This window comes from Pseudomonas sp. RC3H12 (assembly GCF_018596375.1).
Lineage (GTDB): Bacteria > Pseudomonadota > Gammaproteobacteria > Pseudomonadales > Pseudomonadaceae > Aquipseudomonas.
The window spans coordinates 1,655,489-1,682,079 of sequence record NZ_CP075595.1 but is presented as its reverse complement, the minus strand read 5'-3'; the positions used below and the strand labels follow the sequence as shown (position 1 = coordinate 1,682,079).

Genomic DNA, 26,591 nt, shown 5'->3' with positions numbered 1-26,591 from the left:
GCAAAGCGGCCCTACTTGCAGCCACCGCAATAAAACCCGAAGCTTCTACATCCCTGCGCTTCGGACCCTCCCCACGATGGAACTGCACATTCGCCTCGAAGGCCGCAAAGGCCTTGCCGAGCAGCTCTACCGGCAACTGCGCGCCGGCATCGACAGCGGCCACCTTGCCGCCGGCACGCAACTGCCGCCCACCCGTCTGCTGGCCGAACAGCTGGGGGTCTCGCGCAAGACCGTGGCCGAAGCCTATTCACGCCTGACCTACGACAACCTGCTCAGCGGCGTGGTTGGCCGCGGCACCTTCATCACCCCACGCCACACCTTGCGCCAGGGCGACAGCGAGCATATACCGCTAGCCGCCGCCGACACCCTCGAAGGCTGGCGCCAGCGCGCCACGGTACTGGCCCAGCGGGCGCTGGACGCGCCTTCGCGCTATGACTTCATCGGCGGCGCCTCGAGCAAGTCGCAGTTTCCCTACGATCAGTGGCGCAGTTGCATGAACTACGCCCTGCGCCGCAGCCAGCGCCACCCCGAGCGGCAGTTTTCCGCCCAGGGCCTGCCCGAACTGCGCGAGGCCATCACCCATCACATCGCCTTCACCCGCGGCATCCAGTGCGCGCCCAGCGATGTGCTGGTGTGCAACGGCGCCCAGCAGGCCCTGGACCTGATCGCCCGGGTGCTGGTCGAACCCGGCTGCAAGGTGGCCATGGAAGACCCCGGCTACCCACCGGCCCGGCAGTTGTTCCAGGCTTTGGGCGCGCGCCTGCAGTCAGTGCCGGTGGACGACCAGGGATTGTGCGTGGAGCAGATCGAGGATGGCACCCGGCTGATCTACGTGACCCCCTCGCACCAGTTCCCGCTGGGCATGCCCATGGCCGCGCCACGGCGCGAGGCGCTGCTGGCGCGGGCCGCCGAACTTGGCGCGCTGATCATCGAGGATGACTACGACTGCGAGTTCCGCTACCAGGGGCCGGCCGCCGAGGCCCTGCAACGCATGGACCGGCATGGCCTGGTGGCGTATGTCGGGACGTTCTCCAAGACCCTGCTGTCTGAACTGCGCCTGGGCTATGCGGTGCTGCCGCCCGCCGTGCTGCAGGCCGCCTGCGTGGCCAAGCACCTGAGCGACTGGCACAGCCCGACCCTGCAGCAATGGGCGCTGGCGCGGTTCCTCGCCGAAGGCCACCTGAACAAGCACATCCGCCGTTGCCACGAGGTGTACAGCGCACGCCGCGAGCGGATCCTGGCGCGGCTGGGCGGCGACCTGGCGCCGTGGTTCGACGCGGTACCGACCAGCGCCGGCTTCCACCTGAGCGCACTGGCCAAGCCGGGGGTGGATGTCGAGTTGCTGATCAGCCTGGCGCGCAAGGTGGAGGTGGGCCTCTATTCCCTGGCGCCGTTCTTCAGCGAAGCCCCGGTGCGGCCGGGGCTGCTGCTGGGCTTCGGCGCCATCGAGCTGCTGGATATCGACCCGGCGCTGGACCGCGTCGCCGACACCCTGCAGCGCCTCAGTTGACCAGCGCTTCAGCGGGCTGCCGGCCACGCGCAATCGCCCTGGCGTAGCCCTGCGGCGCAAAGCACGCGGTCACCAGCAACATCGCCAGCACGGTGCAGGCCAGCAGGGTCCAGGAGGCCTGGAAGTCGCCGCTGACATCGCGCAGCCAGCCAGTGATGTACGGCACGATGCCGGTGACGATGAAGCCCACGCCCTGGACGAATGCCGCCAGGCTGCCGGCCTCGCCGGGGCTGCGCAGGTGCTCCAGGGTCAGCGTCAGGCTGAGGCTGAAACAGGCCCCCAGGCCCAGGCCGATCATCGCCACCCACAGGCCCATGGCGCTGGCCGGCGCCAGCAGCAGGCCGAGGAAGCCCCCGAGCTGGATCAGCAAGGCCAGCCACAGGCCGGGCCGGCGATCGACCAGGCGCCGCAGCAGCAATGGCAGGCCCAGGGCACCGCAGACCTGGAAGAGGGTCATCAGGCCGACCAACTCACCGCCCCCCTGGGCCGTGCCGCCGTGCTCCAGGTGATAGGCCGGCAGCCACGCCACCATGCTGGTATAGCCGCCATTGATCAGCCCGAAGTACAAGGCCAGCAGCCAGGCCCTGCGGTTGCCGAACCAGTGCCCGCCACTGCCGGCGGCCAGGCTTGGCGTGTGCTGGCGCGGACGCAGCAATACCCAGGCTGCCATTGCCAGCAGCGCCGGCAGCGCCCAGAGGCCCAGGCCGAACTGCCAATGGCCGAAGTGTGCGGCAATCCCAGGGCCGAGCACCGCGGCCAAACCACCACCGCTCATCAACGCCGCCGAATACAGGCCCATGCTCGCCGCCAGGCGGTTGGGGAACCAGCGGTTGACCAGCCCCGGCATCATGCCCTGCACCACGGCAACGCCCAAGCCGGCAACCACGGCGCTGGCGATCAACGCCCAGGCGCTGTCCAGCTGCAGGCGCCACAGGCAAGCCAGGGCAATGGCCGCAAGCCCCGCGAGCATGCCGCCATGCTCGCTCAGCCAGCGGCGCAGCCAGGGTTGCAACAACGGGATCAGGCCCATGCACAGCACCGGCAACGCGGTCAGCAACGCCGCCTGCTGGTAACCCAGGCCGGTGCCCTGGCGCATGGGTTCGAGCAAAGGGCCGATACTGGTTAGGATCGGCCGCAGGTTCAGGGCCAGCAGCACCACCAGCAACAGGTTCAGCGCGCCCCTCATCCTTGGCTGGCCTGCTGCCATTCACGGTACAGGCCGTTCTCACCCGTGGGTTTCAGCGGGCGCAGGGGCAGGCTCTGCTGCTGCGGCGGACGGGCCATCTGCGCGTACACCGCGGCGGTGGACAGGCCATAGGGCTCGCCTTCGTCGTTGTCGTAGGCGAACCAGGCACGCTCGATGCCACACAGGTGCATGGCTGCCAGGCACATCGGGCACGGGTGGCCGCTGGCGTAGATCTCGGCGCCCTCCAGGCTTGGCCGGCCAAGGACCTGGGCGGCCTGGCGGATGGCCTGCATCTCGGCGTGGCTGGTCGGGTCCTGGGTGCTGTGGATCTCGTTGACGGCGCGGGCGATCACCTGCCCCTGGTAGACCAGCACGGCGCCGAACGGGCGGCCGCCGGCCTGGATGTTGGCACGGGCCAGCTCGAGGGCCTCGCGCATGTAGCGATCTGCGGACATGAAACGGTTCTCCGGTATTGACCCGGCCATTATCCCGGCTGCGACGCGCCGACAGAAATGAAGAGATTGGATGCCTGTCAGTGGCCATCCAAATGCGCGATTGGCCTCCTGGCAAAGCGCGGGATTGGCTATTCGGCACGACGCGGCCGGGCGCTAAGGTAGTGCCACTTGCCACCTGTACATCTTTGGAGCCTCACCATGCATGACCGTATCGAATGGGCCAAGCACTCGCCGGAAGCCTACAAGGCCATGATCGGCCTCGAACAGGCGCTGGTCGCCTCGGGCCTGGAACACTCGCTGCTGGAGCTGATCCGCCTGCGCGCCTCGCAGGTCAATGGCTGCGCCTACTGCGTCAACATGCACGCCAACGATGCGCGCAAGGCCGGTGAAACCGAGGCGCGCCTGCAGACCCTGAGCGTCTGGCGCGAGACCCGCTACTTCACCCCACGCGAACGTGCCGCCCTGGCCTGGGTCGAGAGCCTGACCCGCCTCCCGGAGCGCGGCGCGCCGCAAGACGAGTACCAGGCGTTGCTCGAGCACTTCAGCACCAAGGAAATCGCCAACCTGACCCTGGCCATCGCCACCATCAATGCCTGGAACCGCTTCGGCGTGGGCTTCGCGATGGTGCCGGCGTAACCGTCAACAGGATCCCCGCCCCGGCTGGGGCGGGTGTGCACCGCGATCCATCATGCCTGCGCCAGGTACTCGACCAGGCGCCGCAGCATCGCGTCACAACCACGCAACTGCTCGACGCTGACGAACTCGTCGGGCTTGTGACCCTGCTCCATGCTCCCCGGCCCGCAAACCACGGTGGGAATCCCCGCCTGGTCGAACAACCCGCCCTCGGTACCGAACGCCACCGTGCCGAAGTCATCCGAGCCACTGAGCAACGCCACCAGTTGCGCGGCCTCGCTGGCGGCAGGCGTGGCCAGCCCCGGGTAGGCGCTCAACGGCCGCAAGCGAATCGCACTGGCCGCATTGACGGCGCGCATGCGCGGCAACAGCTCGGCCTCGGCGTAGGTCTGCAGCCGGTCCGCTACCACCTGGGCCTCGAAGCCCGGCAAGGCGCGTACTTCGAAATCGAACTCGCACTCCTCGGGGACGATGTTCAACGCCCTCCCGCCCTTGATCACCCCGGTCTGCACCGTGGAGAACGGTGGGTCGAAGCGCCCGTCGTGATGCTCGGGATGCGCCAGCTCATCACCGATCTCGCCCAGTTTGCCGATCAACCGCGCCGCGTACTCGATGGCATTGACGCCATAGGGGGCATAGGCCGAATGGCAGGCGGCACCGTGCACCTCGCAGCGCATGGCCAGCTTGCCCTTGTGCCCGAGCACCGGCTTGAGCTCGGTGGGCTCGCCGATCAGGCACAGGCGCGGCTTGTGCGGGCGCCGCGCCAACGCCGCCAACATCGAACGCACGCCCAGGCAGCCGACTTCCTCGTCATAGGAGAACGCCAGGTGTACCGGCATCTTCAGGGGTTGGGCGAGAAACGCCGGTACCGCCGCCAGCACCGAGGCGATGAAGCCCTTCATGTCGGCCGTGCCGCGGCCATACAAGCGCCCGTCGCGCTCGCTCAGGCGAAACGGCTCGACGCTCCAGGCCTGGCCGTCGACCGGCACCACATCGGTGTGCCCGGACAGCACCACGCCGCCCCGGTCAAGCGGGCCTATCGTGGCGAACAGGTTGGCCTTGGTGCCTTCGTCGTTGTGGAACAGCTCGCTGTGAACGCCAAACCCGGCTAGATAATCGCGAATGAAGGCGATCAGCTCCAGGTTGGAATCACGGCTCACGGTGGCGAAGCCGACCAGCCGCTCCAGCACCGCACGGCTGCTGGTCTCACTCATCACCGGGCACTCCGTAGCTGGGCGCGGCGGTCGGGTTCAGGGCGCGGGTCACATAGTCCTGCATCTGCGGGCGATAGGCTTGCCACAGGGTGTCCAGTTCAGCGATCGGGTCCTGCTCGGTCCAGTCCACCCGCAGGTCCACCAGCGGCCAGGTCAGCTCGCCGGCAATCTTCAGCGCCGCCGAGTGCACCGGCCCCGCCTCGCCCCCAGCCGCCATCGCCGCGTGCATGGCCGCCAGCAGACGGTCTGCCAGGTGGCCGCCGGCCTGCTCGAATGCCGTGACCATGGCCGCGATCACCGCCTGCGACGACAGCAGGTTGCCGGCCGCCGCGCATTGCTCACCGGCCACCGCATTGTGCGTGCCCAACGCCTCCTTGCCGGTGAACAGCGCCACCTGCCCGTGGCTGTCGATCACCGTGACCTGGCGGTACTCGCTCCAGCCATTGGCACTCAGCACCCGGTCCAGCGCCGCGGCAGGCGGCAGCTGGCCTTGTTCCAGGGCATCGAGGATCTGCGGGCCGAGGGCCGGCAGGGTGATGTTCTGCGTGGCCACGGCACCGACCCCGGCGCGCACCCACGGGCAACGGGCGCCGACGGCGATGCTCGATGAACTGATGGCGATGCCGACCTGGCCGGTTTCCTGGCAGCGGCCGATGATGGAGAAGGTCATGGTGCAGCTCCTGTGGTGAGTTACCGGCATTCTCGGCGGGCCAAGGCAGCGGCGAAACCAACATTTTCCTCGGCACAGGGCAAGAAAAAACTATGGCGGCTCGGCGCGCAGCGGTGCCCATCCACCCTTCGCCAATTTATCGGCAAGCCCCAGCTAAATACTATTTTCGCGATTGCCCCCCCATCCCTAGTCTGGCCCCAGGCAAAGGCGGTCCCCACCGACCTGAACAAGAACGCCGCTGAAGAAGGGCTGGGACATGACACTGAACAACATCGAAATCGACACCCTCGTAGTCGGCGCCGGCCAGGCCGGCGTGGCCATGAGCGAACACCTGAGCAAGCTCGGCGTGCCGCATCTGGTACTGGAGCGCAAGCGCATCGCCGAGGCCTGGCGCACCGGCCGCTGGGATTCGCTGGTGGCCAACGGGCCGGCCTGGCACGACCGCTTCCCGGGCCTTGAATTCGACCTCGACGCCGACGCCTTCGCCGGCAAGGACCAGGTCGCCGACTACTTCGAGCAGTACGTGCGCAAGTACAACCTGCCAGTGCGCACCGGTGTCGAGGTCAGGCAGGTGGTACGCAACGCCGACCGCCCGGGCTTCACCATCGAAACCAACCAGGGCGTGATCCGCGCCAACCGCGTGGTGGCCGCCACCGGCCCGTTCCAGCGCCCGGTGATCCCGGCCATCGCGCCAAAGGACGACGGTCTGCACCAGATCCACTCGGCCGCCTACTACAACCCCGAGCAACTGCCTGAAGGCGCGGTGCTGGTGGTGGGCGCCGGCTCCTCCGGCGTGCAGATCGCCGAGGAGCTGATGCGCGCCGGGCGCCAGGTGTACCTGTCGGTGGGCGCCCACGACCGCCCGCCACGCAGCTACCGCAACCGTGACTTCTGCTGGTGGCTGGGCGTGCTCGGCGAATGGGATGCCGAGATCGCCAAGCCTGGCCGCGAGCACGTGACCATCGCCGTGTCCGGTGCCCGTGGCGGCCATACCGTGGACTTCCGCGCCCTCGCCCACCAGGGCATGACCCTGGTCGGCCTGACCCAGTCGTTCGAGGGCGGCGTGGCGCGCTTCCAGGACAACCTGGCCGAGAACATCAACCGTGGCGACGAGAACTACCTGGCCCTGCTGGACGCCGCCGACGCCTATGTCGAACGCAACGGCCTGGACCTGCCACCAGAGCCTGAAGCGCGCAAGCGCCTGCCCGACCCGGCCTGCGTCAGCAACCCGCTGCGCGAGCTGGACCTGGCCCAGGCCAACGTCACCACCATCATCTGGGCCACCGGTTACGGTGTGGATTTCAGCTGGCTGCAGGTGGACGCCTTCGACGCCAACGGTAAGCCGCAACACCAGCGTGGCGTGTCGAAAGAACCAGGCGTGTACTTCCTCGGCCTGCCCTGGCTGTCACGCCGCGGCTCGTCGTTCATCTGGGGCGTGTGGCACGACGCCAAGCACGTCGCCGGCCACATCGCCACCCAGCGCACCTACCTGGCCTACCGCGACCGCGAACAGCGCACGGCGGATGAGCAGCAACCCTCGATCAGCAACGTCAGCACCTTTGGAGCCCACTGATGCCTACCCACACTCGCATCCGCATGTTCAACACCAAGGCCACCTACCCTAACCAGACCCTGGACAACGACCTGTGCCAGGCGGTGCGCGCCGGCAACACCATCTACGTGCGCGGGCAGGTCGGCACTGATTTCGAAGGCCGCCTGGTCGGCCTGGGCGACCCGCAGGCGCAGGCCGAACAGGCGATGAAGAACGTCAAGCAGTTGCTTGAAGAGGCAGGCTCGGACCTGTCGCATATCGTCAAGACCACCACCTACATCACCGACCCACGCTTCCGCGAACCGGTGTACAAGGAAGTGGGCAAGTGGCTCAAGGGCGTGTTCCCGATTTCCACCGGGCTGGTGGTGGCAGGATTGGCGCAGGCCGAGTGGCTGATGGAGATCGATGTGATCGCGGTGGTGCCGGATCAGCTGTGATCGTCTGAAAAAGCAATCGCCGGCAAGCCGGCTCCCACAGGGATAGCACAGATCCTGTGGGAGCCGGCTTGCCGGCGATTGGAGTCAACGCTTTGTCATTGTCGGACGCCGCGCTCGGTACCTCCCATCTGCCCAAACCGCCCGGCCTGGAAATCATCGAACGATTCAGCGATCTCGGCCTGGCTGTTCATCACGAACGGGCCATACCCGACGATGGGCTCATCGATCGGCTCGCCGCTGAGCAGCAGCACGCTGACGTCATCCAGCGCCTCGAGGCGCACACCGTCGCCGTCGCGCTCCAGCAATACCAGGCTGGCCGCACCGGCTTCGCGCTCATCGTTGACCCGCAGCGTACCGCGCAGCACCACCAGCGCGGCATTGCGCCCGGCGGCCACCGGCAGTTTCAGCGTGGCACCCGCCTTCAGGCGCAGGTCCCAGACGTCCATCTCGGTAAAGGTGCGCGCCGGCCCCTGACGGTCAAGGTAACGCCCGGCGATCACTCGCAGGCTGCCCGCCTCACCTTCCAGCGTCACCACCGGAATGTCGTTGGCCAACAGCGTCTGGTAGCCCGCTGCGGCGCGCTTGTCCCTGGCCGGCAGGTTGACCCACAGCTGCACCATCTCCAGCGTGCCGCCGCTACGGGCAAAGGCCGGGGAATGGAACTCCTCGTGGATGATGCCGCCCGCAGCGGTCATCCATTGCACATCGCCCGGGCCGATCAGGCCGCCCGCGCCGGTGGAGTCGCGGTGCTCCAGTTCGCCCTGGTAGACGATGGTGACGGTCTCGAAACCGCGGTGCGGGTGCTGGCCGACGCCACGCCGGGCAGTGGTCGGGGCGAAGTCATGCGGGCCGGCATAATCCAGCAGCAGGAACGGGCTGATATGCCGCGCCAGATGGTCGTAGGTGAACAGGCTGCGCACCGGGAAGCCGTCGCCCACCCAGTGGGCGTTGGGGCTGCGGTGGATACCCTGGATCTTTTTCATGAGAAGCCTCCTGTTGATGGGTTACACCTTACAGATGAGGCCAATACTGCGGTAGATAGCTGAAATGGCATGGATCGTTCCATCAGTGGAACAACCAAACGCATCGCGGGGCAAGCCCGCTGCCACGCCTGAACGAAGCAGGCAGTGGCAGCAGGCTTGCCCCGCGATGCGTATCAGCGTCGATCAGGCGATCGCTGCGTCCACCAGCACTTGGGCTTCGGCCACCAGGCGCTTGAGGTGCGCCTCGTCGATGAAGCTTTCGGCGTAGATCTTGTAGATATCCTCTGTGCCCGAAGGACGGGCGGCGAACCAGCCGTTCTCGGTCATTACCTTCAGGCCGCCGATGGCCTGGTTGTTACCCGGCGCATGGCTGAGGATCTGCTGGATCGGCTCGCCGGCAAGCTCGGTGGACTTGACCTGCTCCGGCGCCAGCTTGCTCAGCAGCGCCTTCTGCCGTGCGTCGGCCTTGGCCTCGACGCGGGTGGCGTACGGCTTGCCCAGCTTGGCGGTCAGGTCGGCGTAGATCTGGCTCGGGTTGCGCCCGGTGCGGGCGGTCATCTCGGCCGCCAGCAGCGCCGGAATCAGGCCGTCCTTGTCGGTGGCCCAGACCGAGCCGTCCTTGCGCAGGAACGAGGCGCCGGCGCTTTCTTCGCCACCGAAGCCCAGCGAACCGTCGAACAGGCCCTGGGCGAAGAACTTGAAGCCCACCGGCACTTCATACAGCTCACGGCCCAGGCCCGCGGTGACGCGGTCGATCAGGCCGCTGGAAACCACGGTCTTGCCCACGGCGGCATCACTGCGCCATTGCGGGCGGTTGCGGTACAGGTAGTCGATGGCCACGGCCAGATAGTTGTTCGGCTGCAGCAGGCCGTCGGCGGTGACGATGCCGTGGCGGTCGTGGTCCGGGTCGCAGGCGAAGGCCACGTCGAACCGCTCGCGCAGGCCGATCAGGCCCTGCATGGCGTAAGGCGAGGACGGGTCCATGCGGATCTGCCCGTCCCAGTCGACGGTCATGAAACGGAAGGTCGGATCGACCTCGGTGTTCACCACTTCCAGGTTCAGTTGGTAGTGCTCGGCGATGGCCGACCAGTAGCGCACGCCGGCACCGCCCAATGGGTCGACGCCGAGGCGCAGATTGGCGCTGCGGATCACGTCGAAGTCGATGACGTTTTCCAGGTCGGCGACATAGCTGCTCACGTAGTCGTGGCGCTGGGTGGTCGGCGCCGCCAGCGCCTGCTGGTAGTCCATGCGCTTGACGCCAGCCAGGTTCGCCGCCAGCAGCTCGTTGGCCTTGGCCTCGATCCACTTGGTCACGTCGCTGTCGGCCGGGCCGCCGTTGGGCGGGTTGTACTTGAAGCCACCGCTCTGCGGCGGGTTGTGCGACGGGGTGATGACGATGCCGTCGGCCAGGCCCTGCTGGCGGCCACGGTTGTAGCAGAGGATGGCATGGGACACCGCCGGGGTCGGGGTGTACTCGTCGTCCTTGCTCAACATCACCTGCACGCCATTGGCGGCCAGCACTTCCAGGGCGCTGGCAGCGGCCGGGGCGGACAACGCGTGAGTGTCGGCACCGATGAACAACGGGCCGTCGATGCCTTTCTCCTGGCGATACAGGCAGATGGCCTGGGTGATCGCCAGCACGTGGTATTCGTTGAAGCTCAGTTCGAACGAAGTGCCGCGGTGGCCCGAGGTGCCGAAGGCCACGCGCTGGGCCGCCACCGCGGCGTCGGGACGGCCGGTATAGTAAGCGGTCAACAGGCGGGGGATATCGACCAGCACGCTGGCCGGAGCCGGCTTGCCTGCCAAAGGACTGAGCGTCATGCGGAACCTCGAAATCAACGGATGTTGGTGTTGGAACGCGCAGTGTACTGGGAGTTTCAGCGCCAGGCGATGGCGGCGTTCACGCCAGTTGCCACCAGCCGGGGAACATCTGCCGCACCCGTGGTTCGGCAAAGCGCTCGTCGATCAGCACCAGCACACCCCGGTCGTGGTCGCCGCGGATCACCCGGCCCGCGGCCTGGATTACCTTGCGCACTCCAGGATAGAGATACGCATAGTCGAAACCGGCGCCGAACTGGCGGCCCAGGCGCTGCTTGAACTGTTCGTTGACCGGATTGACCTGGGGCAGTCCGAGGGTGGCGACGAAAGCGCCGATCAAGCGGCTGCCCGGCAGGTCGACACCCTCGCCGAAGGCGCCACCGAGCACGGCGAAGCCTACCCCCTGCCCTTGCTCCACGAAGCGCGCCAGAAAGGCCTCGCGGCTGGCCTCGTCCATGCCGGGAGACTGGCGCCAGATGGGTAGCGCCGGGTAGCGTTCGGCCAGCAGCCGCGCCACCTGTTCGAGGTACTCGAAGCTGCTGAAGAAGGCCAGGTAGTTGCCCGGCTGGCCGGCGAACTGGGCGGCGATCAGCTCGACGATCGGCACCAGTGAGGCATGGCGCTGCTGGTAGCGGGTAGACACCTCGCTGACGATGCGCACCTGCAACTGCTCGGCGCGAAACGGCGCGGCGACTTCCAGCCAGGCAGTGTCGGCCGGCATGCCCAGCAGGTCGGTGTAGAAGTGCCGGGGATTCAGGGTCGCGGAAAACAGCGTGACGCTGCGCGCCGCGCTCATGCGGGGGCCCAGCAGCCGGGCAGGCACCACGTTGCGCAGGCACAACGTGGCCAGGCGCCGCCCACGGGGGCCGTTGCGCGGACTGATATCGAACAGGAAGTGCTCGTCGAACAGCTCGGCGATACGGCTGAACTGCAAGGCCTGGAAGTAGAACTCCAGCACCTTGGGCTCGACCTCGGCAGGCGCCTGGTTCATGCGCTCCTGGATCAGCCCGATGCACTGCTGCAGGGCGCGCAGGAAGGCGTCGGGCAGCTGTTCGCTCGCCTGGTAAGGCGCGACCTGCGCCTTGTACAACGCGTTCCATTGCCGATTCAGCCGGTCCAGGGCGCTGCCCAGCCCGGCCGGCTTGGCCTGGCGCAGTGCCAGCAACTGGCCCTGGTCGAGGCTGGCGCTGTACATCTGCCGCCCGCGCTCTACCAGGTTGTGCGCCTCGTCCACCAGCACCGCCGTGCGCCACTGGTTGGCCTGGGCCAGGCCGAACAGCAATGCATGGGCGTCGAAGTAGTAGTTGTAGTCGGCCACCAGCAGGTCGACCCAGCGCGCCATCTCCTGCCCCAGGTAATAGGGGCAGACCTGGTGTGCCAAGGCCACCTCGCGCAGGCTGGCGCGGTCGAGCAACGGCACCTGCGCGGCCGCTTCACGGGCAGCGGGCAAGCGGTCGTAGAAGCCCCGCGCCAAGGGACAGGACTCGCCATGGCAGGCGTTTTGCGGAAACTCGCAGGCCTTGTCGCGGGCGATCAGCTCCAGGCTGCGCAGGGCCGGTTGCGGCGACGCCTGGGTAATCTGGCGCAATGCATCGAGGGCCAGGGCCCGCCCTGGGGTCTTGGCCGTGAGGAAGTAAAGCTTGTCCAACTGCTGAGGCACCACGGCCTTGAGCAGCGGAAACAGGGTGCCGAGGGTCTTGCCGATGCCGGTGCTGGCCTGGGCCATCAAGCAACGGCCGGTGCTCACCGCCTTGTACAGGGTCTCGGCCAGTTGCCGCTGGCCTTGACGCAACGCAGGGTAAGGAAAGGTCAGGGCCAGCAGACCCCGGTCGCGTTCAGCCAGGCGTCGTTCCTGCGCCTGCGCCCAGGCCAGGAAGCGCTGGCACTGAGCCTCGAAAAAACGCCTAAGGTCGTCGGCGCCGCAATGCTCGCTGATCACGGTCTGGCCGTCGCTGTCGACGTCCAGGTACACCAGCGCCACGTCGATCGCCGGCAACTGCCGCGCCTGGCACAGCAGCCAGGCGTAGACCTTGGCCTGGGCCCAGTGCAGTTGGCGGTGATTGTCGGGCTGGCGGGCGAGGTCGCCGCGATGGGTCTTGATCTCTTCCAGCCGGTTGCGTGCCGGGTCGTAGCCATCGGCCCGGCCGCGCACCCTCAAACCTTGGTATTCGCTCTCCAGCGCCACCTCCGACTCATAGCCGGCACCGCGCTTGGCCACCACCCGGCGGTGCCCGGCGATACCTTCCTGGGCACTGGGCGACGGCGTGAAACGCAGGTCGAGATCGCCGACCTTGGCGCTGAATTCGCACAGGGCGCGCACGGCCACGGTGTAGCTCATGCCGGCGTAGCCTGCCAGCGCACATGGCAGACCGCCACCGGCAACCCGTGGGCGTGGCAGAACTCGAGCCAGCGCAGCTGGTTGTCCTGCAGGCGGTCGCCCGGCCCCTTGACCTCGACCATGCGATAGCCGCCCTGCCCCGGCCAGAACTGGATAAGGTCGGGCATGCCGGCGCGGTTGGCGCGGATGTCCTGCAGCAAACGCAGGAAGCAAGCTTTCAAATGCTCGGGCGGCAGGTGCTCGAGTGCCTGTTCGAGCAGTGGCTCATCGAGCATCTGCCAGAACACAAACGGCGACTGCAGGCCTTGCTTGGCCGCATGGCAGGCCCGAATGGCCTCACGGTGACTGCCATCGTCGAGCCGGCCCAGGCAGGTTGCGAACAGCTCGGCGCGGCGCAGTTGGAAGTCCGTGTCATGCAGGTCCTGGGGCCCGGCCTGGAATGGGTTGAAGAAAGCACCTGGTACCGGTGCGAAGATCGCCTCCCAGCACAGCAGGCCGAACAGGCTGTTGAACAGGGTGTTCTCGACGTAGTGGACAGCCCCGCCCTGCTGCTCCAGATACAGACGCACCGCCTCTTCCACCCCCAGTGCCGCCATCGCAGCCGGCAGTTCCAGCTCGATGAGCGTGACCGCGCTCGTGCGCCGACGCGGTTGTGGCGGGCCGCCGAGCTTGCGCGCCAACCGTGGCAACATGCGCTCCAACGCCTGGCATTCCAACGCGTTGGCAGGCGCCTGGGCCATGGCCTGGGCCAATGCGAGTGCCGGCTGCCACTGCTCGCTGCGCTCGTATACCCGGACCTGGCGGATGCGCGCCTCGGGGTGGGCGCAGTCGGCATAGACCTGCAACGCCAGGCCCCAGTCGCCAGCACGCTCGCATTGCTGGCCGATGCTGAACAGCAGCCGCGCCCGACGACGGACCAACCAGGGGTTGCTGTGGTCAAGGCCCGCGAGTGCCGCGAGCAGTTCGGCGGGCGCGGCGCCCTGCTCGAGGCGCTCGGCGCACTGGTGCAGGGCCATGGCCAGGTCGACCTCGCTACGCTGGCGCAAGGCCCGCGAGTCGGCGCTGAACGCCACCTGTTCGTAACGGAACACGCCCAGGTCGGCCAGCACGAAATCGGACCAGCTCTGGTACAGGTTGCCAAAGAACAACAGCCGCAGCCGGTCGCATAATGGCTGCCGGCTCCAGTGCAGGATCAGCGTCGGGAAATCGGGGCACCACTGTGCCAGGGGCCTGGGCGCCAGCTCGAGTGCCTGCAACTGTTCCAGCAATTCGGCCTTGCTGGCCCGAGGCCGGGGAATTTTCCCGGTGAAAAGCCCGACCAGTTCGTCCTTGCGCAGCAAAGCCCACAATTGCTCGACGGCCAGCGGTGCGTCGGCTGCTACCCAGTCCAAAGCCAGCAACGGTACCAGGGCCGCGTCGGTATCACCGATCTCGGCGTAGTCGAGCTTGTCCCTGCGAAACCACTCGCCCTTGCGCATGACCATCCGTACCAGCAAGGCCTGCGCGGATACCGGTAGCTCGCTGAACGCTTCGATGAAAGCATGCTCGTCGTGGTCCAGCAGGTCGGCGTAGCGTTGCCCCACCCAGCTCAGGACCTGACGGAAGTTATACAGGTAGTACAAGGGATCATCGACAGAATGAGCGATCACGGTGCAAGTCGGGCGCTGGGGAACAAGCACTGGTTATACATACAGACCGCCTACTGGGGCAAGTGCGCTGGATCAACGGTCACGCGCTGCTCCACGAACCGGCCGGCAGCGGCCGCAGCCACAGGTCGCGCCGCCCCAGTAACTGGTACAGGCGCCGTGCCTGGCTGCCGAGCGTGCCGGCGTACAGCGCCCGCAACTGCGCGAGCTGCAGGCCGCTGGTATCCACCAGCCACTGGCTGACAGGCTCCGGACAAGGCTGGCCCTGCAGGGCACGGTGCAGGTATGGCAACGCGACGCGCATACCGGGATGGCAGCGCAGCACGAAGGCTTCGAGGTTGTGCCCCTGCGCGTCGAAGGGGGTGAACAGCTGGCAGACCAATTGCGCTTCATTGACGCCATAGGCCGCAAGCAGCCGCGCCTGGGCCTCGTCGCGCAAGGCCCGCCCCTGCGGCCAGGCCACCGCCGGCTGGCGCAAACGCTGGTAGAACGCCTGCGCGCCCTCGCGGTAGGTACGCTGCTCGAGGTACTGCGCCTTGAGGCCATGCAGGTGGGCCAGCGGCAAAGGGTCGAACAACCCTGCCGGCCCCTGGGCATGCCAGGCCTGCGCCTCCTCCCGCCCGAGCATGCGGTCAAGGTGCCCGCCGTCGTCGGGATGGCGCAGCAGATCCTCCACCGTCATCAGGTGGGTATCGCCCCAGGGCTGATCGCGCATGGGCGCTGCCGGCGACTGCCAAGGGTCAGACAGTATCTGGTGCAGCTGTTCGACACCGGCGGCCAGGACGCTGTGGGGTGTCACGGTGTGCGCGACCTCCCCGCTATGGCGCAGGCAACGCCGCCCCCAGGCCAGCAGGCGGTGGCGCTGGGCAAGCGGCGCGGCGCTGACCAGGAGCTGCTCGCCGTCTTGCCCACCCAGCACCTGCCCAAGGCTGGCCCCCACATCCAGATACCCCCTGGCGCCGAGCAAAGCCCCGGGCTGCCCGCCGGCGAGGTGCCCGAACAGCAGCCAGGCGTTACCCGCGGCGGCCAATTGTTCGGCCGAACAGGCCTGTCGGGCACCAAATGGGCCAAGCTGCCCGCCATCGGCGCGCAACAGCTCCACCCGCGGATCATCGTGCAGGAACAGTGCGCTGAAGCAACGGTCGTGAAGGGCCAGGGCGGTGTCGTCGAGGGTGGGCAGGCGGGCCGCCAGCACCCGCAGGCGGAAGGTGGCGGCGTGGCGAATGGCGATACTCAGTTGCGCGGCGCGCAGGCAGGCCAGCAGATGCGCGCTGCGTCGGTCCACGCCGTGCAGGGCCAGTACCCGCAGGTTGCCGATGTATTCCTGGCCGCCAGCGATGACCAGCAGGCGCTGGACCAGCAACTGCACCGAGGCGCGCTGGGCCTGGCTCATGTGCTCCAGCAGGCGCTGCAGGACCTGCTGGTAGATATAGTGCATGGCTTGGTCGTGGGTCTCGGTCATGCTATCGCTCCATCTCCCTGACGGCTTCGAATTGAAGTCCGATTCTGGCAGATGAATAGCTGACCGAGCTTGAAGGAAACTTCCCAAAACCGGGTAAGAAAATTAGCAATGTTTGGCAGTGAGGCCACGAACCAAAGCCCGCCCCTACAGGGCGGGCGTCATGCCACGGCGGTAGAAGCGGGCTTGCCCGGCGCTGGCGTCAGCAGCGTCAGCCCTGCCCGCCCATGTCCAGCACCACCCGTCCACCGCAAGGGCAGGCGTCCATATGCCGGTGCGCCTCGACCACCTGCTCGAACGGGTACACCTTGATGATCTGCGGTGTCAGCAGCTGGTCGGCGGTGAACTGGTTGATGTCGCGCAAGGCCCGTTGCAACGCCACCTGGTCCTGGGCGATGCCCAGCTCCGGCTTGCCGGTGAAGTTGCCGATGCAGTGCACATGGAACTGGATGTTCTTCTGGAACGCCGCGCAGGCCGGGAACGGCGTCTGGTTGCCGCCTTGCAGGCCATACAGCACCAGGTTGCCACGTGGCGCCAGGACATCGCCGAGCAGCGACATCTGCGGGCCGCCCATGCCGTCGAGGACCATGTCCACGCCACGGCCATCGGTGTACTTGCCGATCTGCATCAGCAGGTCCTGCTCCTCGGTGACGATCACCTTGTCCGCACCCAGGCCCAGCAGGTATTCACGCTGCGCGGGTTCCTTGGTGGCAGCGAACACCTTCAACCCCAGGGCCTTGCCCAGCTGCACGAAGGCCGGCCCGGCGCAGTGGCTGGCGTCGGTGACCAGCGCGGTCTGCCCGGCCTTGGCCCGGGCCAGGTCGACATAGGCGAAGTAGGCGATCAGCAGCGGGGTGTAGTGCACGCTGGCCTCGATCGGGGTCAGCACGTCCGGATAACGGGTGATGGCGCTACGCGGCAGCACGATCACGTCACCGTAGACCGGGTGGTCGTTGGGGCTGGTGGCCGGGAAGCTGGCGACCCGGTCGCCCACCGCGATATCGTCCACGCCCTCGCCGACCGCGGTGACCACGCCGGCCATCTCATGGCCGATACCCGCCGGCAGCCGCGCCTGGGACGGCGCCAGGTTCTGCCGCCAGAGCACGTCGTACCAGCTGATGCCGATCGCCTCGACGCGGATCTGCACCTCGCCGGTGGCCGGGGACGGTTCGGCCTGCTCCTCGCAACGGAGCACATCGGCCTGGCCGAACTTGTGGAAACGGATCATGCGGGACATCGCATACCTCGCCTTTGTGAATCTCGTATTACCACGGACTTTATCCGGGCTTTCACGGTTGGACCATCAGTGGCTGTTAATAGTCGACATGCCTGTCATTGATTGGGCCCCTGACAAATCTGTGCATTGGCACCCGGAAATCGGTGCAGGGTACCAGCCTTTGGCCTTAAGATTCACCCCTGCCCCACTTCAGGCGAGCCGCATCGAATGAATCGTAACGACTTGCGTCGCGTAGACCTCAACCTGCTGATCGTGTTCGAGACGCTGATGCACGAACGCAGCGTGACCCGCGCCGCCGAGAAACTGTTCCTCGGCCAGCCGGCGATCAGCGCCGCGCTGTCGCGCCTGCGCAACCTGTTCGACGACCCGCTGTTCGTGCGTACCGGCCGCAGCATGGAGCCGTCGGCGCGCGCCCACGAGATCTTTGCCCTGCTGTCGCCGGCGCTGGACTCGATCTCCACCGCCGTCAGCCGCGCCGCCGAGTTCGACCCGGCCACCAGCAACGCGGTGTTCCGCATCGGCCTGTCGGATGACGCCGAATTCGCCCTGCTGCCCCAACTGCTCAAGCGCATCCGCGCCGAGGCGCCCGGCATCGTGCTGGTGGTGCGCCGGGTCAACTACCTGCTGATGCCCACCCTGCTGGCCTCCGGCGAAATCTCGGTGGGCGTGAGCTACACCAGCGACCTGCCGGCCAACGCCAAGCGCAAGGTACTGCGCCGCAGCATGCCCAAGCTGCTACGCGCCGACAGCATGCCCGGCAACATCACCCTGGACGACTTCTGCGCCCGGCCCCACGCGCTGGTGTCGTTCGCCGGCGACCTGTCCGGGTTCATCGACGAGGCGCTGGAGGAAATCGGCCGCAAGCGCCATGTGGTGCTGGCCGTGCCGCAGTTCAACGGCTTGGGGAGCTTGCTGGCAGGGACCGATATCGTCGCCACCGTGCCGGATTACACCGCCGATGCCCTTACGGCGGCGGGCGGCCTGCGGGCCGAGGACCTGCCGCTGGAGGTGCGCAGCTTCGAGCTGCACATGGCCTGGCGCGGGGCGCAGGATAATGATCCGGCGGAGCGGTGGTTGAGGTCGCGGATACAGATGTTCTTTGGCGATCCTGACAGCTTGTGAAAAGCTTCTACTTAGATGAAAAAATACTAATCGATTCATAGAGATGTTGAGCACATCAGTCCCAAACCGCCCATCGTATTCCGCTCATTTCACAGTTGCTCGATGAAGAGCACACCTTCCGTGACGTATCCGAACAGTGACTGGTGAGTAAATCCCTCGCGGGCGTTCGCGGTGTCTTGAGTAGCATCACGATGCGCTGGCTAGGTGTTCAGTCCCGGAGAGTCATGGTGCGTTGGTGAAAATGCGCAGGAAAGGCGTCGACCTATTGGCAGGTTGTGGGCTAAACCCATTTTTCCCATTTAAGTGCATCCAGTTTGCTCGTTGGCGGGTATTGCTAGTGGGCGGCCTGTGACTGCCCAGCCCAATCACCTGTCAGGAGCCATACCCATGAGCCTCAAATCCTCCGCCTGCCTGCTCGCCTGCAGCCTCGCCCTGACGCTGCAACCCGCATACGCCCAATCCGCGCTGCCTGATGCGGTCAAGGTCCCCGATGGCCATCGCGTCTTGCTCGAGACCGTAGGCGTCGGCGAGATCACCTACGAGTGCCGCGACAAGGCCAACACCCCCGGCCAGACCGAATGGACCTTCGTCGGCCCCAAGGCCGTGCTCAATGACCGTGCAGGCAAACAGGTGGGCGACTACTTCGGCCCACCCGCCACCTGGCAGGCCAAGGACGGATCGAAAGTCACCGGCACCCAGCTGGCGGTCGCACCTGCCGACAAGGGCGCCATACCCTATCAACTGGTCAAGGCCAACCCGGCCGAAGGCAAAGGCGCCATGCAGGGAGTCAGCTATATCCAGCGCCTGGCCACCCGCGGCGGCGTGGCGCCGGCAAGCGACTGCACGGCGCAAAACAAAGGTGCCAAGCAGATCGTCCAGTACCAGGCTGACTATGTGTTCTGGACAGCCAAGTGAAGGGCGCTTGAGCAGACACGTTGCAACCGTTCATCTACGCTCGTTGGCAAGCCCCCGGCTGATTGGTCGGGGTAACTTGCATACAACAAGGAAACCGCACACGTTGAACTCGCCTGTCACCGACTTCGATTTCGATCGTTGCCTGAAGGCCTGTGCACAGGGCGACCGCCGAGCCCTGCAGGCGCTCTACGATCACGAGGGTGCACGCCTGTTGGGGGTTGCCCGGCGCATTGCCCGTGATGACGCCACCGCAGAAGATATCGTCCACGATGCCTTCATCCGCATCTGGACCCGCGCTGCCAGCTTCGATCCGGCGCGCGGCTCAGCTCGGGGCTGGATCTACAGCATCACCCGCCACCTGGCGCTGAATACGATCCGCGATACTCGCCGTGAAGCCGTGCTGGATGACGCCCACATCGACATTTCAACTGCATTACACGGGGAGCTCGATGACATTGACCTCTGGTCAGGCTCGGCGAAAATCTACCGTTGCCTCGAACAATTGCAGCCCGCCCCCCAGCGTTGCATCCTGCACGCCTATGTGGACGGTTGCAGCCACGCCGAAATCGCCGGGCTACTGGGTGCGCCATTGGGCACCGTCAAGGCCTGGATCAAGCGCAGCCTGAAGGCCCTGCGGGAGTGCCTGGAATGAACCCGGATACTGCCGAAGCATTGGACACCCTCGCCGGCGAGTTCGTATTGGGGGTCTTGTCACCGGAGCAGCACGCCGCAGTGACCGAGCGCCTGGGCACCGACCCGTACTTGCGCGCCGCGGTGGATGCCTGGGAGGCACGCCTGCTGGAGCTGACCGCACTGGCTGCTGCGCGGCCACCAAGCGCCCGCCTGTGGGGCCGAATCCAGCGCAGCCTGAGTGAATTGGCCACCCCGTCAGTCAAGTGGTGGCAACGGCTCGGCCTGTGGCAAGCACTGAGTACTGCGGGGCTGGCAGCAAGCGTGTTGCTGACGTTCATGCTGCTGACGACACCCCCGCCCACCACTCAATTCGTGGTAGTGCTCGTGGCACCGAGCAGCCAGGCACCTGGCTGGGTGGTACAGACCAGCGACAGCCGTATGATCGAGCTGATCCCGCTTGGCAAGGATGCAGTCCCCGAAGGCATGGCCCTGCAGTTCTGGACTAAGGGCGAGCAGTGGCGCGCACCGGTTTCGCTGGGCCTGGTCAAACCCGGTGAGCCCTATCGTGTTCCGCTGCAGAGCCTGCCGCCACTGGAGGCCAATCAGTTGTTCGAGCTGACATTGGAGAAATCCGGCGGTTCGCCCACCGGGCTGCCGACAGGGCCGGTGAAGTTCATTGGCCGTGCGGTAAAAGTGATATGACCCACAAGTCTGCAACTACTGGCCGCCTGAGCCGTTAGAGGCTATCCACAACACTCCGCTTTCGCCACCCAAGCAGGTAGTGGCGAGAGGTAATCTGAGCGCTGCTTTTTACAGCGCCAGGCTAAGGATTGACAAGGGCTCGCCGGTCACTGGGAAACCCTTTTCGGCACAACCTCTGGTCTCATATACCCATCATGTGAACTGCGATGCCGGCCAGTGCGCAGGTGAACAGCACCTCAATCACACCTCGCTTGAAGCGAAACAAAGCAATCGCAGCTAGAGCCGTGATCACTGCGGACGGCCAGTCGAACGCCCCATTGAAGCCCATAGGCCAGAGCACGTGGTAGCCGAAGAACATAACGAGGTTCAGGATCAAGCCAACTACAGCGGCGGTGATGCCTGTAAGCGGGGCGGTGAATTTAATCTCGTTGTGAGTCGACTCCACGACCGGGCCTCCAGCAAGGATGAAGATGAACGACGACAGGAAGGTGAACCAAGTGACAAGACTCGCTGCGACTGCGCCAGCAAGGAATGGATGTTCGGTACCGAACATCGGATGGACGTAGCCACCGACAAAGCCGACGAAGGCAACCACCATGATCAATGGCCCTGGTGTGGTTTCCCCTAACGCGAGGCCATCGATCATCTGGGTGGGTGACAGCCACCCATAGTGCCCGACAGCCCCTTGGTAGACATAAGGCAGCACCGCGTAGGCGCCACCAAAGGTCATCAGAGCGGCCTTGGTGAAAAACCAGCCCATTTGCGTCAGGGTGCCATCCCAGCCAAACCACAGCACCAGCAGCCCCATGGGTATTGCCCATAGTCCGGCACCGGTGAGCAGCAGGCGTACCAGGTGCCTCGAGCTGAAACGGGCATGCTCAGGGGGTGGGGTGTCGTCATCGATCACAGCCGGACCATAGCTGTTCGTCGCGCCCCCATGACCGCCACCGATCACGAATTTGCCTGGGGCGAGGCGACCGCCTATATAGCCAATGATGGCGGCCACCAGCACGATAAGGGGGAACGGCGCGTTGAGGGCGAAGATGGCCACGAACGAGGCTGCGGACATAGCCCACAGCCAGCCATTCTTCAGTACGCGCGATCCAATTCGGTGGGCTGCGTGGATCACAATGGCCGTGACTGCCGGTTTGATGCCATAGAAGATCCCCGCGACTACCGGCACCTCGCCAAACACGACGTAGACCCAGGACAAACCGATCAGGATGAACAGCGAAGGCAGCACGAACAATGCGCCGGCAATCACCCCACCCCAGGTGCGGTGCATGAGCCAACCGATGTAGGTGGCAAGCTGCTGAGCCTCAGGGCCAGGCAACAACATGCAGTAGTTCAGCGCGTGCAAAAACCGCTTCTCGCTGATCCAGCGGCGACGCTCGACCAGTTCCTGGTGCATGATCGAGATCTGTCCGGCGGGTCCGCCAAAGCTGATGAAGCCCAGCTTGAGCCAAAACAGAAAAGCTTCATAAATGCCTATCGGCTGCTGAGTCGCTTGCGATGGGGGCTGTCTACTCACAGCGGGGGTGGTATCAACCATTGTTTTTTTCCTCACGCGCAGGCGCTGCCAGCATTACATCGAAAATGCCTTCTGCGACCATTGCCAGTAGTCGTCGCCATAGCCGAACCGTCAATCATGGCTCTTGCGCAATCGAGAGAGCCTCCTGCAGCACTGCGTGGAGGCTCGCCTGAACGCATCCAGACTGAATGGTTTGATAATTACAGCCATCGCCGGGCCTGGTGGGTAGTCTTCAAGAATCTGCGGTTCAACGTACCCCGTCATGAACAGAACAGGTAATCCGGGCCTGCTTAGACGGGCCTTTTCGGCCATCTCCCGGCCATCGAACCCACCCGGCAAACCAATATCGGTGACGAGCAGATCCACACGCGTGTCCGAGCACAGCACCTGGAAACCTGCCTGGGAATCGGCAGCTTCCACGACAACATAGCCAAGGCTGCCAAGGACTTCACTGACGAACATTCGAACGGACGGTTCATCATCGACGACCAGAACCGTTTCCCCCTCACAGACCTGCGGCACCGCACTTGTGACTGCAGTGGGCGGTGGCGCCTGGGTCGGCTCGGCACAATTGGGTAGCTGCAAGTAGACCTTCGTACCTTTGCCCAACGCCGATTCATTTTTCATCTGCCCACGGGATTGCTTGGCAAACCCATAGATCATCGAAAGCCCAAGGCCGGTGCCTGCGCCTGTTGGCTTGGTGGTGAAAAACGGCTCACATGCCTTGGCCAGGGTTTCCTCGCTCATTCCGATGCCATCGTCCACCACACGGATGCTCAGGTAAGTTCCAGGCTGTAAATCCGGATCCAGCCCGGCCCCTTCCTCAAGGGTCACGCTCGACGTCTCGATAGCGATGGTTCCGCCTTCCGGTAAGGCATCCCTTGCATTGACGCACAAGTTCAACAAAGCGTTTTCCATCTGGCCAGGGTCGATCAAGCACGTAGAGCTCGTTGCAGAGAGATCTACTTGCAAACGTATCAATGGGCCGACGGTACGACGGATCAGTTCTTCCATGCCAGCGATCAGCTCGTTCACATTGGTGACTTGAGGCAACAACGTCTGGCGGCGTGAAAAGGCAAGCAAACGATGTGTGAGTGCCGTGGCCCGCTGGGCGGCGCCATAGGCCACCGAGAGATATCGTTCAAGATCGGCCGTGCGGCCTTTGCTCAAGCGAACCTTGATCAGGTCCAAACTGCCAACGATACCTGCAAGCAAGTTGTTGAAATCATGGGCGATTCCTCCCGTCAATTGCCCCACCACCTCCATCTTCTGCAAGTGGCGAAGGGCCGCCTGCGCAGCCTCCCGTTCGGCAATGGCCTCGCCGACCCTCGCCTCCAGGTTCTGGTTCAGTTCCAACAATGCTGCCTCGGCGTTCTTCCTTGCCGTTACATCAATAGATGAGCCAATCAGCCCAATCACCTCGCCTGCAGCGTTGAGCATCGGTGCCTTGACGGATAGCCAGATCGTTTCCGAGCCATCCGGCATGTCCACTCGCTCCTCGATCTGCTCCGCCATGGCGCCGCGCATTATGCGTTGGTCCGTCTCCATCACCTTGAGGGCCTGCGCTTTGTCCTCGAGTATTTCCAAGTCGGTCTTGCCTAGATAAAACTCCGGCGGCTTACCGATCAGCCGCGTGGCACCATCGTTTGCTATCAAGAGCCGGCCATCGCGGTCTTTGGCGTACACCACTCCAGGAACAGCCGCGGTGAACGCGCGAAGCAACGCCGATGCGCGATCGCGTTCAGCTTCCGCCGCCTTGCGCGATTCAATATCGATCAGCACTCCCGGGAATCTGACCGCTACGCCCTTATCATCGTGCTGGGCACGGCCATTGGCCTCGATCCACCGGTAGCCTCCATCGGTCTGCTTGACGCGGTATTCACACCGGAACGCGCCCCCGCGAACCATGGCGTCTTCAATGGCCTCATCCAGACGTACATGATCCTCTGGATGGATCGAAGTGAGTGCCTCTTCAATGGGGATACCGCGCGCGCAACATGCCGGTGAAAGGTCGAAGGTACGGGCAAAGCGCTCGTCAGCCGTCACACAGTTCTTTGAAATGTCCCAGACCCACGTGCCCACGATAGCCCCTGCTTCCAGTGCCAGCTGAAGACGTTCGCACGCATCCGCCGGCAGCATTTGAGGCTCATCGCCACTTTCTCGCTCGATTGTGTGAGTGCCTATCGTGTCCATTACACACCTTCTTTCGTTGTGCTTCGTTCTGGACTGATACCTGCTTTGATAGTTGCTGGTAAATGGCCACCCACCCCTTCAGACTTCTGGCAACCAAAGGCGTTCCAGCAAGGCGGCCTTTTGACATCAATACTGCACTACTCATGGTTCCCAACAGACTTGAAGGTACCTGCGATCACACGATTGCCAGCCATTTGCTGCAAGCGCGAAGTCGTCGAGCGTGCAGCCTGGTCGGTGCCGGGCGTGAGCTAGCATTGACCGTGCAACCCCGTCCCGAGTAACGATGATGCTCACTGTCACGCTGATCAACATGCTGATCGTTATCCTGGTGGTGGTCATCCACTACGAATGCCTGCTGCGCCTGAATGACTGGTTACCACGCCTGAGGCTGTGGAGCCGGTTCCGTATCGTCGCGGGGGTGTTCGGCGCGTTGCTGGCCCATGCCGTGGAAGTCTGGTGCTTCGCCCTGGCTTATTACCTGATGGCCCATGCCAAGGGCTGGGGGACGCTCAGCGGACATTTCGACGGGAGCTTTCTGGACTGCGTGTATTTTTCCTTCACCACCTACACCACCATAGGCTTCGGCGACATCGTCCCCACCGGCCACCTCAAATACCTCACCGGCCTGCAGGCGCTGACGGGCCTGGTGCTGATCACCTGGACTGCTTCATTCCTGTTTCTGGAAATGCAGAAGTACTGGAAAGCCAAATGAAGGTCGAGTAGCCAGGTGTTCAGAAGCGCAAAAGGCCAGAAGAAGCTGAGAGACCCTCGGTGCGCAGATCTTCCTCCCGCCAGCGTTGATGAAGGCTTGATCGGGGGCTCTTGCACGCCTTTGACAACTGTCAAGTCAGTTTCAGGTGGATCGCCCACACTGGCGTTTCCTGGTTCAATCACTGCCGAGGATATTGCCATGCCCCCCGCCGAGACTTCACGCCAACCCTCCAAACCCGTGTTTCCAACACCCCCTGGCGAGCACTGGATCGAAGCCCTGGACAACGGCAGCCATGTGCTGATCCGACCGTTGCAAGCCAAGGACCGGCAACGCGAAAAGGCCTTCATCGAGCGCTTGTCGCCTGAGTCGCGGCATTTTCGTTTCCTCTGCCAGGTCAAGGAACCCGGTGAAGCCATGCTCGACCAGTTGATGATGGTCGACCAGAACCGGCAGGCAGCCTATGTCGCCCTCGCCCATGTGGACGGAGAACTGCAGGAAGTAGGCATTTCGCGCTACGCCGCCTGTGCCGGCAAGGATGAATGCGAGTGCGCGGTGACGGTACTCGACAGCTGGCAACATCATGGGCTGGGCCAATTGTTGCTCAGGCACCTGATCGATCACGCCAAGGCCAAGGGATTCCGGCAGATGTACTCGATCGACTCGGCAGCCAATCAGCCCATGCGCGACCTGGCCAAGGCGGCAGGCTTCACTACAACCTCCGACCCGGATGACCTGAGCCAGGTTATTCATCTGCTCATCCTGAGTTGATCCCTGGCCGCCGCGCAGGCCTATGGTTTGTACGAAAAGTAGCCGAGCGGCGATCAGGCAAGGCGAAAACAGGCGAGGAAGCGAAGTTTACGGGTTGTAAATGAGCATTCCGAGCCTGTTTTCAACGCAGCATGATTGTCGCGCAGGCACTTTTCGTACAAAGCCTAAGGCGCGGCGGCCTACTTGCGTAGGCGTGCCCATGATGGCAACCGCCTGGGTTCAAGGCCTGGTTGCACTGCCTTCCTCGGGCACCAGGTCGAACTGCGCGAGGCAGCGCTGCTCATCAGCAGGGGTCAGCGCCCGCAGGCCGCTCACTTTCTGCAGCGGTGTCTCGAACAACGCCAGGCGGATCACCCCATTTCGCTCCAGAAAGGTTTGCGCCAGGCAGGTGCATACGGGCTTGCCGACCAGCGCCGCAAGCTGCTCATCTTCGGGCACCTGCACCTGTGCCTGCAGGTTGGCCGAGCAGTTTTCAACAATCTGCGCCACAGAGCGCCCGGCCAGCCATGCGGTGGCAGCGCCCAGCACCGCCAGGAGCAACAGCATGCCCATCAGCACATTCGACTCCCGGCTGATCGAGCGCAGCAATGCCAGCCTGGCCTGCCAGCCCGACTCCTGGCCGTTGAAAATGGTTTTGCCGACCGTGCGTTTCACTCCGTGCTGCACGGCCCAGCCCAGCGCCACACTCCATGCCAGCAGGCTCAGGAGCACGACCGGATCACGCATGGGCATGCGCCAGCTGGGGCTCAAGGCGTGGTAGACAGATGCCGCGACGAGTAACGCGACAATGGCCACGATCCAGCCCAGGCTGCCCCTGGGCCGGTGCATCCAGGCCCGTAGTTTCGCTCGTGCTTGCGTGTTCATGACTACCTCCCGC

23 protein-coding genes are annotated in these 26,591 nt (G+C 64.9%); 10 read left to right on the top strand and 13 right to left on the bottom strand.

What is annotated here, in order from left to right; translation table 11 throughout:
- The first annotated feature begins 76 nt into the window (after window positions 1-76).
- On the top strand, window positions 77-1,510 hold the full coding sequence (gene pdxR, locus KHO27_RS07720; RefSeq protein WP_214501551.1) for a MocR-like pyridoxine biosynthesis transcription factor PdxR: 1,434 nt from the start codon (window positions 77-79) through the stop codon (window positions 1,508-1,510).
- Here the strand turns inward: pdxR and KHO27_RS07715 are convergent.
- Window positions 1,503-2,696 (bottom strand): cyanate transporter, encoded by a 1,194-nt coding sequence (locus tag KHO27_RS07715; protein WP_214501550.1) that lies wholly within the window; start codon window positions 2,694-2,696, stop codon window positions 1,503-1,505. The genes pdxR and KHO27_RS07715 overlap by 8 nt on opposite strands.
- A complete protein-coding gene (locus tag KHO27_RS07710) occupies window positions 2,693-3,151 on the bottom strand; it encodes a nucleoside deaminase (RefSeq protein WP_214501549.1) in 459 nt (152 codons plus the stop codon). The genes KHO27_RS07715 and KHO27_RS07710 overlap by 4 nt, the downstream gene beginning before the upstream one ends.
- 198 nt (window positions 3,152-3,349) lie before the next feature.
- Between KHO27_RS07710 and KHO27_RS07705 the strand changes: the two genes are divergently transcribed.
- Window positions 3,350-3,787, top strand: a complete 438-nt coding sequence (locus tag KHO27_RS07705) for a carboxymuconolactone decarboxylase family protein (RefSeq protein ID WP_214501548.1) — start codon at window positions 3,350-3,352, stop codon at window positions 3,785-3,787.
- Window positions 3,788-3,837: 50 nt separating this feature from the next.
- Here the strand turns inward: KHO27_RS07705 and argE are convergent, their stop codons facing one another.
- Together argE and KHO27_RS07695 are read right to left on the bottom strand one after the other, a co-directional pair.
- Window positions 3,838-4,998, bottom strand: a complete 1,161-nt coding sequence (argE, locus tag KHO27_RS07700) for an acetylornithine deacetylase (protein ID WP_214501547.1) — start codon at window positions 4,996-4,998, stop codon at window positions 3,838-3,840.
- Window positions 4,991-5,668, bottom strand: coding sequence for a DUF1028 domain-containing protein (locus tag KHO27_RS07695; RefSeq protein ID WP_046855919.1), 678 nt, complete (start codon window positions 5,666-5,668; stop codon window positions 4,991-4,993). Before KHO27_RS07695 ends, argE begins: the two co-directional genes overlap by 8 nt.
- Window positions 5,669-5,924: 256 nt before the next feature.
- On the opposite strand from KHO27_RS07695, the gene KHO27_RS07690 reads away from it, so the two are divergent.
- Together KHO27_RS07690 and KHO27_RS07685 are read left to right on the top strand one after the other, a co-directional pair.
- Window positions 5,925-7,241: a flavin-containing monooxygenase gene (locus KHO27_RS07690; protein WP_038705934.1), complete on the top strand. Its 1,317-nt coding sequence runs from the start codon at window positions 5,925-5,927 to the stop codon at window positions 7,239-7,241.
- Window positions 7,241-7,657 carry a RidA family protein gene (locus tag KHO27_RS07685; RefSeq protein WP_023632135.1) on the top strand — a complete coding sequence of 139 codons (417 nt, stop codon included), beginning with the start codon at window positions 7,241-7,243 and terminating at the stop codon, window positions 7,655-7,657. The genes KHO27_RS07690 and KHO27_RS07685 overlap by 1 nt, the downstream gene beginning before the upstream one ends.
- Before the next feature lie 95 nt (window positions 7,658-7,752).
- On the opposite strand, the gene KHO27_RS07680 is transcribed toward KHO27_RS07685, so the two are convergent.
- The 6 genes from KHO27_RS07680 to KHO27_RS07655 all read right to left on the bottom strand — a co-directional run bounded on the left by KHO27_RS07680 (window position 7,753) and on the right by KHO27_RS07655 (window position 17,138).
- Entirely contained in the window at window positions 7,753-8,640 is an 888-nt protein-coding gene (locus KHO27_RS07680) for a pirin family protein (protein ID WP_214501546.1), read from the bottom strand.
- Window positions 8,641-8,823: 183 nt separating this feature from the next.
- Window positions 8,824-10,461, bottom strand: coding sequence for a phosphoglucomutase (alpha-D-glucose-1,6-bisphosphate-dependent) (gene pgm / locus KHO27_RS07675; RefSeq protein WP_139670798.1), 1,638 nt, complete (start codon window positions 10,459-10,461; stop codon window positions 8,824-8,826).
- Between the two features lie 79 nt (window positions 10,462-10,540).
- On the bottom strand, window positions 10,541-12,796 hold the full coding sequence (locus tag KHO27_RS07670; protein ID WP_214501545.1) for an ATP-dependent DNA helicase: 2,256 nt from the start codon (window positions 12,794-12,796) through the stop codon (window positions 10,541-10,543).
- Window positions 12,793-14,445: a VRR-NUC domain-containing protein gene (locus KHO27_RS07665; RefSeq protein ID WP_214501544.1), complete on the bottom strand. Its 1,653-nt coding sequence runs from the start codon at window positions 14,443-14,445 to the stop codon at window positions 12,793-12,795. The genes KHO27_RS07670 and KHO27_RS07665 overlap by 4 nt, the downstream gene beginning before the upstream one ends.
- Window positions 14,446-14,524: 79 nt before the next feature.
- Window positions 14,525-15,904, bottom strand: a complete 1,380-nt coding sequence (locus tag KHO27_RS07660) for a hypothetical protein (RefSeq protein ID WP_110699523.1) — start codon at window positions 15,902-15,904, stop codon at window positions 14,525-14,527.
- A gap of 208 nt (window positions 15,905-16,112) precedes the next feature.
- Window positions 16,113-17,138 carry a zinc-dependent alcohol dehydrogenase family protein gene (locus KHO27_RS07655; RefSeq protein WP_110699525.1) on the bottom strand — a complete coding sequence of 342 codons (1,026 nt, stop codon included), beginning with the start codon at window positions 17,136-17,138 and terminating at the stop codon, window positions 16,113-16,115.
- Between the two features lie 207 nt (window positions 17,139-17,345).
- Between KHO27_RS07655 and KHO27_RS07650 the strand changes: the two genes are divergently transcribed.
- From KHO27_RS07650 to KHO27_RS07635, 4 genes are all read left to right on the top strand, one after another.
- On the top strand, window positions 17,346-18,260 hold the full coding sequence (locus tag KHO27_RS07650) for a LysR family transcriptional regulator (RefSeq protein ID WP_046855927.1): 915 nt from the start codon (window positions 17,346-17,348) through the stop codon (window positions 18,258-18,260).
- Between the two features lie 387 nt (window positions 18,261-18,647).
- Window positions 18,648-19,175, top strand: coding sequence for a DUF3455 domain-containing protein (locus KHO27_RS07645; RefSeq protein ID WP_111532426.1), 528 nt, complete (start codon window positions 18,648-18,650; stop codon window positions 19,173-19,175).
- A gap of 103 nt (window positions 19,176-19,278) precedes the next feature.
- Entirely contained in the window at window positions 19,279-19,827 is a 549-nt protein-coding gene (locus KHO27_RS07640) for a sigma-70 family RNA polymerase sigma factor (RefSeq protein WP_214501543.1), read from the top strand.
- Complete coding sequence (locus tag KHO27_RS07635; protein WP_139670785.1) at window positions 19,824-20,510, top strand: anti-sigma factor; 687 nt, start codon at window positions 19,824-19,826, stop codon at window positions 20,508-20,510. The genes KHO27_RS07640 and KHO27_RS07635 overlap by 4 nt, the downstream gene beginning before the upstream one ends.
- Before the next feature lie 181 nt (window positions 20,511-20,691).
- On the opposite strand, the gene chrA is transcribed toward KHO27_RS07635, so the two are convergent.
- Together chrA and KHO27_RS07625 are read right to left on the bottom strand one after the other, a co-directional pair.
- Window positions 20,692-22,062 (bottom strand): chromate efflux transporter, encoded by a 1,371-nt coding sequence (gene chrA, locus KHO27_RS07630; protein WP_214501542.1) that lies wholly within the window; start codon window positions 22,060-22,062, stop codon window positions 20,692-20,694.
- Between the two features lie 90 nt (window positions 22,063-22,152).
- Window positions 22,153-24,234, bottom strand: coding sequence for a hybrid sensor histidine kinase/response regulator (locus KHO27_RS07625; protein WP_214501541.1), 2,082 nt, complete (start codon window positions 24,232-24,234; stop codon window positions 22,153-22,155).
- A 286-nt stretch (window positions 24,235-24,520) separates the two neighbouring features.
- Between KHO27_RS07625 and KHO27_RS07620 the strand changes: the two genes are divergently transcribed.
- Window positions 24,521-24,946, top strand: coding sequence for a potassium channel family protein (locus KHO27_RS07620; RefSeq protein WP_111532464.1), 426 nt, complete (start codon window positions 24,521-24,523; stop codon window positions 24,944-24,946).
- Between the two features lie 198 nt (window positions 24,947-25,144).
- Window positions 25,145-25,714 carry a GNAT family N-acetyltransferase gene (locus KHO27_RS07615; RefSeq protein ID WP_111532431.1) on the top strand — a complete coding sequence of 190 codons (570 nt, stop codon included), beginning with the start codon at window positions 25,145-25,147 and terminating at the stop codon, window positions 25,712-25,714.
- 219 nt (window positions 25,715-25,933) lie between these two features.
- Here KHO27_RS07615 and KHO27_RS07610 read toward each other — a convergent pair whose 3' ends face one another.
- Complete coding sequence (locus KHO27_RS07610; RefSeq protein ID WP_250888425.1) at window positions 25,934-26,578, bottom strand: hypothetical protein; 645 nt, start codon at window positions 26,576-26,578, stop codon at window positions 25,934-25,936.
- Between the last annotated feature and the right edge of the window lie 13 nt (window positions 26,579-26,591).